This is a genomic window from Empedobacter sp. UBA5036, assembly GCF_002415215.1.
In the GTDB taxonomy this organism is placed as follows: Bacteria; Bacteroidota; Bacteroidia; order Flavobacteriales; family Weeksellaceae; genus Empedobacter; species Empedobacter falsenii_B.
This window is the reverse complement of the sequence record NZ_DICC01000028.1, coordinates 1-8,571: the sequence shown is the minus strand read 5'-3', so window position 1 is coordinate 8,571 and position 8,571 is coordinate 1. Positions and strand designations below refer to the sequence as shown.

10 protein-coding genes and 1 tRNA gene are annotated in these 8,571 nt (G+C 32.5%); 7 read left to right on the top strand and 4 right to left on the bottom strand.

Going from position 1 to position 8,571, the window contains the following annotated elements; genetic code table 11:
• Nucleotides 1-13: 13 nt before the first annotated feature.
• Nucleotides 14-661 carry a protein-L-isoaspartate(D-aspartate) O-methyltransferase gene (locus B4J88_RS05165; protein WP_038332579.1) on the bottom strand — a complete coding sequence of 216 codons (648 nt, stop codon included), beginning with the start codon at nt 659-661 and terminating at the stop codon, nt 14-16.
• Nucleotides 662-732: 71 nt separating this feature from the next.
• Between B4J88_RS05165 and B4J88_RS05160 the strand changes: the two genes are divergently transcribed.
• The 3 genes from B4J88_RS05160 (at nt 733) to B4J88_RS05150 (ending at nt 3,280) form a co-directional block, all read left to right on the top strand.
• A complete protein-coding gene (locus tag B4J88_RS05160) occupies nt 733-1,737 on the top strand; it encodes a Gfo/Idh/MocA family protein (protein WP_114997742.1) in 1,005 nt (334 codons plus the stop codon).
• Nucleotides 1,738-1,935: 198 nt separating this feature from the next.
• Nucleotides 1,936-2,826, top strand: coding sequence for a 3-hydroxyacyl-CoA dehydrogenase family protein (locus B4J88_RS05155; protein WP_114997739.1), 891 nt, complete (start codon nt 1,936-1,938; stop codon nt 2,824-2,826).
• A 40-nt stretch (nt 2,827-2,866) separates the two neighbouring features.
• Complete coding sequence (locus tag B4J88_RS05150; RefSeq protein ID WP_125350048.1) at nt 2,867-3,280, top strand: hypothetical protein; 414 nt, start codon at nt 2,867-2,869, stop codon at nt 3,278-3,280.
• A 52-nt stretch (nt 3,281-3,332) separates the two neighbouring features.
• Here B4J88_RS05150 and tpx read toward each other — a convergent pair whose 3' ends face one another.
• Nucleotides 3,333-3,833, bottom strand: a complete 501-nt coding sequence (gene tpx, locus B4J88_RS05145) for a thiol peroxidase (RefSeq protein ID WP_280051293.1) — start codon at nt 3,831-3,833, stop codon at nt 3,333-3,335.
• 112 nt (nt 3,834-3,945) lie between these two features.
• Between tpx and B4J88_RS05140 the strand changes: the two genes are divergently transcribed.
• The 3 genes from B4J88_RS05140 (at nt 3,946) to B4J88_RS05130 (ending at nt 6,605) form a co-directional block, all read left to right on the top strand.
• The gene (locus tag B4J88_RS05140; protein WP_291066674.1) at nt 3,946-5,127 is read left to right on the top strand and encodes a pyridoxal phosphate-dependent aminotransferase; all 1,182 of its coding nucleotides are present in this window, start codon (nt 3,946-3,948) and stop codon (nt 5,125-5,127) included.
• Nucleotides 5,128-5,330: 203 nt separating this feature from the next.
• Nucleotides 5,331-5,404, top strand: a tRNA-Met gene (locus B4J88_RS05135).
• A 148-nt stretch (nt 5,405-5,552) separates the two neighbouring features.
• Complete coding sequence (locus B4J88_RS05130; protein WP_115001902.1) at nt 5,553-6,605, top strand: NAD(P)/FAD-dependent oxidoreductase; 1,053 nt, start codon at nt 5,553-5,555, stop codon at nt 6,603-6,605.
• Between the two features lie 61 nt (nt 6,606-6,666).
• Here B4J88_RS05130 and B4J88_RS05125 read toward each other — a convergent pair whose 3' ends face one another.
• Complete coding sequence (locus B4J88_RS05125) at nt 6,667-7,287, bottom strand: DUF5723 family protein (RefSeq protein WP_349679329.1); 621 nt, start codon at nt 7,285-7,287, stop codon at nt 6,667-6,669.
• A gap of 129 nt (nt 7,288-7,416) precedes the next feature.
• Complete coding sequence (locus tag B4J88_RS05120) at nt 7,417-8,112, bottom strand: DUF5723 family protein (protein WP_291066672.1); 696 nt, start codon at nt 8,110-8,112, stop codon at nt 7,417-7,419.
• Nucleotides 8,113-8,192: 80 nt separating this feature from the next.
• Here B4J88_RS05120 and B4J88_RS05115 point away from each other — a divergent pair, with 80 nt between their 5' ends.
• Nucleotides 8,193-8,546, top strand: a complete 354-nt coding sequence (locus tag B4J88_RS05115; protein ID WP_291066670.1) for a transposase — start codon at nt 8,193-8,195, stop codon at nt 8,544-8,546.
• The last annotated feature ends 25 nt before the right edge of the window (nt 8,547-8,571 follow it).

The window sequence follows — 8,571 nt, the reverse complement described above, 5'->3', positions numbered from 1 at the left end:
GGAGTTTTTTATTTTATTTATCTCGGCTTTCTAACATTGGTACAAATTTGAAATCTCCAAATTCGTAATGCTCAAATTGATCTTCTGATAATCTCATAATGACAATCATTCGTTGCGATTGTTCACCAACTGGAATCACCATTATTCCTCCAATATTCAATTGTTTTTTTAATTCTTCTGGAATTTCTGGCGCACCAGCTGTTACAATAATTTTATCAAAAGGAGCAAAAGAAGGTAAACCTTTGTAGCCATCTCCATACGTTTGATAACGTGGCTCGAAATTGATTTTTTTCAACATGATTTTCGAGAAATCAAACAAATCTTTTTGTCTTTCAATCGTAAAAACTTCAACACCCAAAGCAACCAAAACAGCAGTTTGATAACCAGAACCAGTTCCGATTTCTAAGACTTTTTCATTAGGCTGAATGTCTAATAATTGTGTCTGAAAAGCAACTGTAAACGGATGCGAAATTGTTTGTCCAGCAGCAATCGGAAAAGCTTCGTCGCGATATGCGAATTCGGTAAAAGCGCTGTCTAAAAATAAATGTCGTGGCACTAAATTAATAGCTTCCAATACGTTTTCATCTTCAATTCCTTTCGAGCGCAACAAATCAACCAACATTTTGCGTCGTCCTCTGTGTTTAAAATCGTCTACAGACATATTCCAAAATTTTTACAAAAATGCATTAAATACAACTTATTCTCATTAATTTTAACGGCAAAATCTACCAAATGTTAAAAGTAGGAGTGATCGGTGCTGGGCACCTTGGAAAAATCCATTTAAAGTTATTAAATCAATCGGAAAGATACGAATTAATTGGCTTCTTTGATTCTTTTGAAGAAAATGGAAAAAAAGTTGAAGCTGAATTTGGGTATAAATATTTTAGTTCGATGGACGAATTGATTGATGCTGTTGATGTTGTCGATATTGTGACACCAACGTTATCACATTATGAAGTGGCATTGAAAGTGATCGAAAAAAATAAACATTTTTTCATCGAAAAACCAGTTACGCATACCTTAGAAGAGGCAGATCATTTGTTGAAATTGACAAATGAAAAAGGTTTGAAAGCGCAAGTTGGACACGTAGAGCGTTTTAATCCTGCATTTACAGCGGCTGCACCTTTTATCGAAGAACCATTGTTTATTGAAACGCATCGTTTGGCAGAATTTAATCCGCGCGGTACAGATGTTCCTGTAGTTTTAGATTTGATGATTCATGATTTAGATGTGATTTTATCGATTGTAAAATCAGAAATTAAATCAATTCATTCGTCTGGAGTTTCGGTAATTAGTGATACACCTGATATTGCAAATGCTCGAATTGAGTTTGAAAATGGTTGTGTGGTGAATGTTTCGACAAGTAGAATGTCAATGAAAAATATGCGAAAAATGCGTGTTTTTCAACGAAATGCGTATATTTCAATTGATTTCTTGACGAAAAAGACTGAAATTATTAAAATGCACAAAGCGCCAGAAAATCCAAGTGAATTTGCGATGATTTTGGAAAACGATAAAGGAGATCGTAGAGAAATTTGTTTTGAACATCCAGAAATTTTACCAAATAATGCAATTTTGGATGAATTAGAAAGCTTTGCAGATTCTATTGTGAATAATTCACCAATTAAAGTTTCGTTACAAGATGGACGAAATGCATTGAAAGTTGCATTGGAGATTATTGCTTATTTTGAAAAAGAACAGCAAGTCATCAAAAATCAAACAATCGAGAAAGAATAAATCGATGTTAGATTTTAGAAGTTCGAATTTCGCTAAACGCATGAATATGATGTGATTTTGAAACAAGTTCAGAATGACGAAAATTTGTCAAGCTGAATTCATTTCAGCTTCTCATTCTGAAAAATCAAATTTCGCAAAACTCATTTCGAACTTCGAATCTCGAAAAAAAATAAATAATAAAAACAAACATACAAAAAGATGAAAAACATTACAGTTATTGGAGCTGGAACGATGGGGAATGGAATTGCTCACGTTTTCGCACAATCAGGATTTGCAGTGAATTTGGTTGACGTTTCTCAAGATAGTTTGGAGCGTGGATTGAAAACAATCGCTGGAAATTTGGAGCGTATGATCGCCAAAGAAAAAATTACGGAAGCTGACAAAACAGCAACTTTAAATAATATTACAACATTTACAGATACTGCGGAAGCGGTAAAAAATGCGGATTTAGTTGTAGAAGCTGCAACAGAAAATTTAGATTTGAAATTGAAAATCTTCAAACAAATTGATGAAGCTGCGCCAGCAAATGCAATTTTAGCGTCTAATACTTCTTCTATTTCGATTACAAAAATTGCGTCTGTTACAAGTCGTCCAAAACAAGTGATTGGAATGCATTTCATGAATCCAGTTCCGATGATGAAATTGGTTGAAATTATTCGTGGTTACGATACAACAGACGAAGTAACGAAAGCGATTATGGAAATGTCAGAAAAATTAGGAAAAGTTCCAGTTGAAGTGAATGATTATCCAGGTTTTATCGCCAATCGTATTTTAATGCCAATGATTAACGAAGCAATTTATTCTTTATATGAAGGAGTTGCGGGCGTGAAAGAAATTGACGAAGTAATGAAATTAGGTATGGCTCATCCAATGGGGCCATTACAATTAGCTGATTTTATTGGTTTAGACGTTTGTTTATCAATCTTAGAAGTATTGTACGATGGTTTCAAAAATCCTAAATACGCGCCTTGTCCATTGTTAGTAAACATGGTAACAGCAGGTAAAAAAGGAGTGAAATCTGGAGAAGGATTCTATGATTATTCAGAATCTAAAAAAGCTGAAAAATTAGCTGCTCAGTTTGCGAAGTAATTAGTTGATTAACTATTGATTTTATTGGGAATTTAATCTAATGAAAACAAATTTTAAAATTATTTCTTTTACAGAAATTGAATTTGAGAATGAAGAAATAGATCTTCATAATTGTTATGATTTTATTTCAAATGAATTGGAAGTGACAGATGAATTTATTAAAATACATTTTGTCATAATAGAAGAAAATACTATTAAAAAAATGAAGTATAATGATTTATATTTTTTAGTAAATAATTATACATATCTAAAACAAATTAAACCTTCTGAAGAATATATTGAAGACGATTCATGTTTATCTGGAATTACATTTTTTGATTCTAATTTACGTGATGAAAATTATTCATTAGTTGATAAAGAATATCCAAATGAAAATGATGACCTAATTTTTACTTTTGAAAGTGAAAGAGTTATTCGGATAAATTCTAAAGAAGTGATTTTAGTTGGGAAATAAACAAAAAGCGTTACTTTTCGGGTAACGCTTTTTATTTTGAAAACTATTTTGATTACTTAATTGCTGCTAAAGCATGTGTGTAATCAGGCTCTTGACCAATTTCAGGAACTTGCTCTGTGTAAGCAACTTCTCCATTTGGATTAATTACCACAACTGCGCGAGAAAATAAACCATTTAATGGTCCATCAACCATTTTTACACCATAAGCATTTGCAAACTCTTCATTTTTGAAATCAGATAAAGTCACTACATTATCCAAACCTTCGGCAGCACAAAAACGAGATAAAGCGAAAGGTAAATCTTTCGAAATACATAACACAACTGTATTTGCAGCAGAAGAAACTTCTTTGTTAAAAGTTCGTACAGATTGCGCACAAACACCAGTGTCAACACTTGGAAAAATATTTAAAACAACATTTTTTCCAGCATAATCAGCCAATGTTTTGTCGCTTAAATCTCCTGCTGTTAAAGCAAAAATCGGCGCTTTTTCACCAATTATAGGTAAATCTCCGCCTGTATGAATAGGATTTCCTTTGAATGTAATTTCAGCCATAATTTTTTATTTTATTCTTAGATTTTTAATGATTAAAAGTAACAAAATTCTACGGAGAAAAAAGTATCTTCGCAACAATAAATTGTTACATTACAAATAACACACAAATATTATGCAACTTTCAAAGCGTTTACAGAATTTGAAACCATCTGCAACTATTGCAATGTCTGCGAAAGCAAGAGAATTAAAATCACAAGGAATCGATGTGATTAGTTTAAGTATTGGAGAACCAGATTTCAATACACCAGATTTTATCAAGGAGGCAGCTAAAAAAGCTATCGACGAAAATTATTCAGGATATCCTCCAATTGCAGGGTATGCAGATTTGAAGGAAACAATTTGTAAGAAGTTTAAACGTGATAACAATATTGAATATACAGCAAATCAAGTTGTTGTTTCTACTGGAGCAAAACAATCTATTTATAATGTTTTACAAGCAATTGTAGACGAAGGAACTGAAGTAATTATTCCAACACCTTATTGGGTTTCTTATTCAGATATCGTAGAATTATCAGGAGGAACGCCAGTTTTTGTGGAAGGAACTTTAGAAGCTGATTTCAAAATTACACCAGCACAATTAAAAGCTGCAATTACAGATAAAACGCGTGCAATTATTTATTCATCTCCTTGTAATCCATCAGGATCAGTTTACACAAGAGAAGAATTGAAAGGTTTGGCTGAGGTTTTAGCAAAATATCCAGATGTGATTATTATTTCGGACGAAATTTATGAGCACATTGTTTATGGAGAAAAAAATGTTTCGATAGCATCTTTCCCAGAAGTTTATAACCAAACAGTAACTGTAAATGGTTTAGCAAAAGCTTTCGCGATGACAGGCTGGAGAATCGGTTTCATTGGAGCGCCAGCTTGGTTAGCAAAAGCATGCGAAACATTACAAGGGCAAGTGACTTCGGGAGCAACATCTATTGCGCAACGTGCGGCAATTACAGCTTTAGAAGCAGATCCAAGCTCTGTTCAATACATGGTTGATGCGTTTGCAGAACGTCGTGAATTGATGTTGGGTTGGGCAAGAGAAATTCCAACGTTCAAAGTAAACGAACCAAAAGGAGCGTTCTATTTATTTCCAGATGTTACGGAAACTTTCGGAAATACATACAATGGCGTTACAATTAACAATGCAGATGATTTGGCTTTATATTTATTAGAACATGCTCAAGTTGCGGTTGTTTCTGGTTCGGCTTTCGGATCTAAAAATTGTATTCGTATCTCGTATGCGGCGTCTGTAGAGGAGTTGAAAGAAGCAATGACACGTATCAAAAATGCTTTAGCATAAGTAGAAAAGCAGATAAAATATCAAAATCCTCAAGTTTTGCTTGAGGATTTTTTTGTAGATGATATTTTCTTCAAAAAAATGTGATTTTAATTTTAATGAATTTCAATTGATTAGCCTATTTAAGCGACTTTTTATTGAAAATATTTCAAAAAAGATTTGTTTTAATCGAAAATAACCTCTTATATTTGCACCACTAAAAACAAGGCGAGGTAGCTCAGATGGTTAGAGCGCAGGATTCATAACCCTGAGGTCGGCAGTTCGATTCTGCTCTTCGCTACAAATTCAAAAGACAAATTCATTATTGAATTTGTCTTTTTTATTATCAATAAATATTATTAGACTTCTGATGATAATCATCGATTAATCCTTTCAAATTCATTAAATTTGCATTCAATTTAGTAACGTTCTAAATAAAATTCAAAAAAATGATTCAAACAGATATAGTTATAATCGGAGCTGGACCAACTGGTCTTTTTGCCGTTTTCGAAGCTGGTTTATTAAAAATGAGATGTCATATTATTGATGCACTTCCTCAACCAGGAGGGCAATTGACAGAATTGTATCCAAAAAAACCAATTTTTGATATTCCTGGTTATCCTTCTGTTGGTGCAGGTGAATTGATTGATAACTTAATGGAGCAAATCAAACAATTTGAGCCAGGTTTTACATTGAACGAACAAGCTGCAACAATCGATAAGCAAGAAGACGGAACTTTTATTGTAACAACAAATAAAGGAACGCAAGTGCAAGGAAAAGCGGTTGCGATTGCAGGTGGTCTTGGATCTTTTGAGCCTCGTAAGCCAATTATCGAAAACATCGAAGCGTATGAAGAAAACGGAGTGGAGTATTTTGTAAAAAATCCTGAACTGTTCCGTGATAAAAAAATCGTAATTGCTGGTGGTGGAGATTCTGCTTTGGATTGGTCGATTTTCTTGGCTGATGTGGCTGCGGAAGTTACGTTGGTACACAGAAGAAATGAGTTCCGTGGAGCGTTAGATTCTGTTGATAAAGTAATTGAATTGAAAAAAGCTGGAAAAATTAATTTGGTTACTCCAGCTGAAATTACTGGAATCAAAGGTGAAGGAAAAGTGGAAAGTTTGGTAATTGAAAAAGAAGGTGAAACTTTTGAACTTGAAACAGATTATTTTATTCCATTGTTTGGTCTTTCTCCAAAACTAGGTCCTATTGCAAATTGGGGATTGGAGATTGAGAAAAATGCAATCAAGGTAAATAATGCGTTAGATTATCAAACAAATATCGAAGGAATTTACGCGATTGGAGACGTAAATACTTATCCAGGAAAATTGAAATTGATTTTATGTGGTTTCCATGAAGCAACGTTAATGTGTCAGTCTGTTTACAATAGAATGAATCCTGGGAAAAAATTTGTCTTGAAATACACAACTGTTTCTGGTGTTGATGGTTTCGACGGGACAAGAAAAGAAGCCGAAAAAGCGGTTGTCAAAGCTATTGACTAATTTTAACAAAATAAATAGAAATATTTTTTAAATCTTTTACGTTTTGCGTAAAAGGTTTTTTTTATTCACATTCACAAGGTTCTCTACTTCGTCTTTTGGCTTCATTGTCCCAAAAAGGATAAAATTTTAATCCAAAATAAAAGTTCGCAGAAGTTAATTTTTTCTGTTTGAAAACGATTGGAATTGCATTATCACTGCCCAAAATCAGAGGGCCAATTCTTACATAACCACCAAACGTTACATTTTCATAATCATAGATAGAAAGGGAAGGTCCAATTCCAAATCCATCTTTTTGGATAGTATAAGACGTTTGTAGCACATTGATACGTTTCAAACTATTTTCAAAAACTGGAATTCGTTGCATCCAATTGAAATTTAAGTAATGATTTTCGATAATTTTTTTACTTAGATTAAGATGTAAACTGGTTGGTAAACCGATTGAAAAATTATTTCCCGTTTTAGATTTTGTCTCATCTCCATAAACTTCTTTGCTCAAAAGTCTTAAATATTGATCAACGCTTTCAAATTTAACTCCATCTAAATTTGGATTATTACGAAGTTGAATTCTTTGTGAAGGATTGTAGAAATGATGGTTATCGCCTCTGAATTTCACTAATCCAACATCTAATAAATTTGCCGAAAATTTGAAATCATATAATTCATCATTCGCTCTTCTGTTCACAAAAGAAATTCCTAAATCTATTCCAACTCCATTTCCTCTATTTCGTAAAACATATTTATCTCGATCAAAATCATAATTGGTAGAATATCCTGCTTTTATATCATAATTTGACGCATAAATATCTAGCTTCTAATGATCAAATGTGCCTGATAAATTTGGTTCTGCTTCTAATTTTATCGCGTTTCTACTTTTGATATAAGCACCATCTAAACCCAAAAGATATTTAATATTTGCCCCAATAATAACTTCAGAAGTATTAGTTGTATACAAATTTGTCGCAACATTTAAGCCTAATTCAGCCCAATTCATTGCATTTGTCTTTGTAGGTTCAAACTCATAATTTTTTGGTTCTATTTCATTCTGATTACTAAAACGAAAATAATTATCTAAATCTTTAATAGAACCTTGTGTACGAAGTCGGGTGAAAATTCCAAGACGATAAGTTTGATTATTAATTTTCTTTTTAAAAGAAACGGAAGGTCCCAGAAAATCATTTTCCAAATGATAAGAAATCGTATTTCTAGTTGCGAAATCTAAAATATTAGAATGCGTTTCTCCTCTTATTCCAGCTTTTATATTTGCTGATTTTGTTTCACCTTTTATTAAACCTAATACGTTTTGATCGGATACGTAAGCGTAATCATTTCTGAATAAAATATCCTCAGAAATAATATTAATATCCCATTTATTCGGGTTAAAATATGAAGTTGTCGGAGAAAAAACACTACCGTTAATCCCGCTATATTGATCATTACTAAAAGATAAAATATTTTGTCCAAACGTAAATCCTGAACAAAAAATAACGGTTAATAAAAGTTTTTTCAAATTGTAAATCTTCAGCAAAAAGTGGATAGTTAAGACCTAAAAATTAAGTTAGTGTTTTCATTAAAACATTAACTTTAATTATGGTAAATTCTAAAAAGAAAACCCCAGAAAATTTTGTAAAAGATATCCGTAATAATACACGAAGAATCTTTTCAGCTGAACAAAAGATATTAATCGTAATGGAAGCTTTACGAGCAGAGACTTCTGTTGCTGAACTATGTCGAAAATATTCGATTTCACAATCTCAATTTTATAAATGGAATAAAGAGTTTTTGGAAGCTGGTAAAAAGCGACTTTCAGGCGATATAACACGTGAAGCAACGAGCGATGATGTTTCTGATTTACGTAAAGAAAATATGCGTTTAAAGGATATTTTAGCCTATTTAGTTGTTCGCTATGATAGCGTAAAAAAAACCTTGGACTCGTTAGATTGATCAATAAATTCAAGAAATATATGCG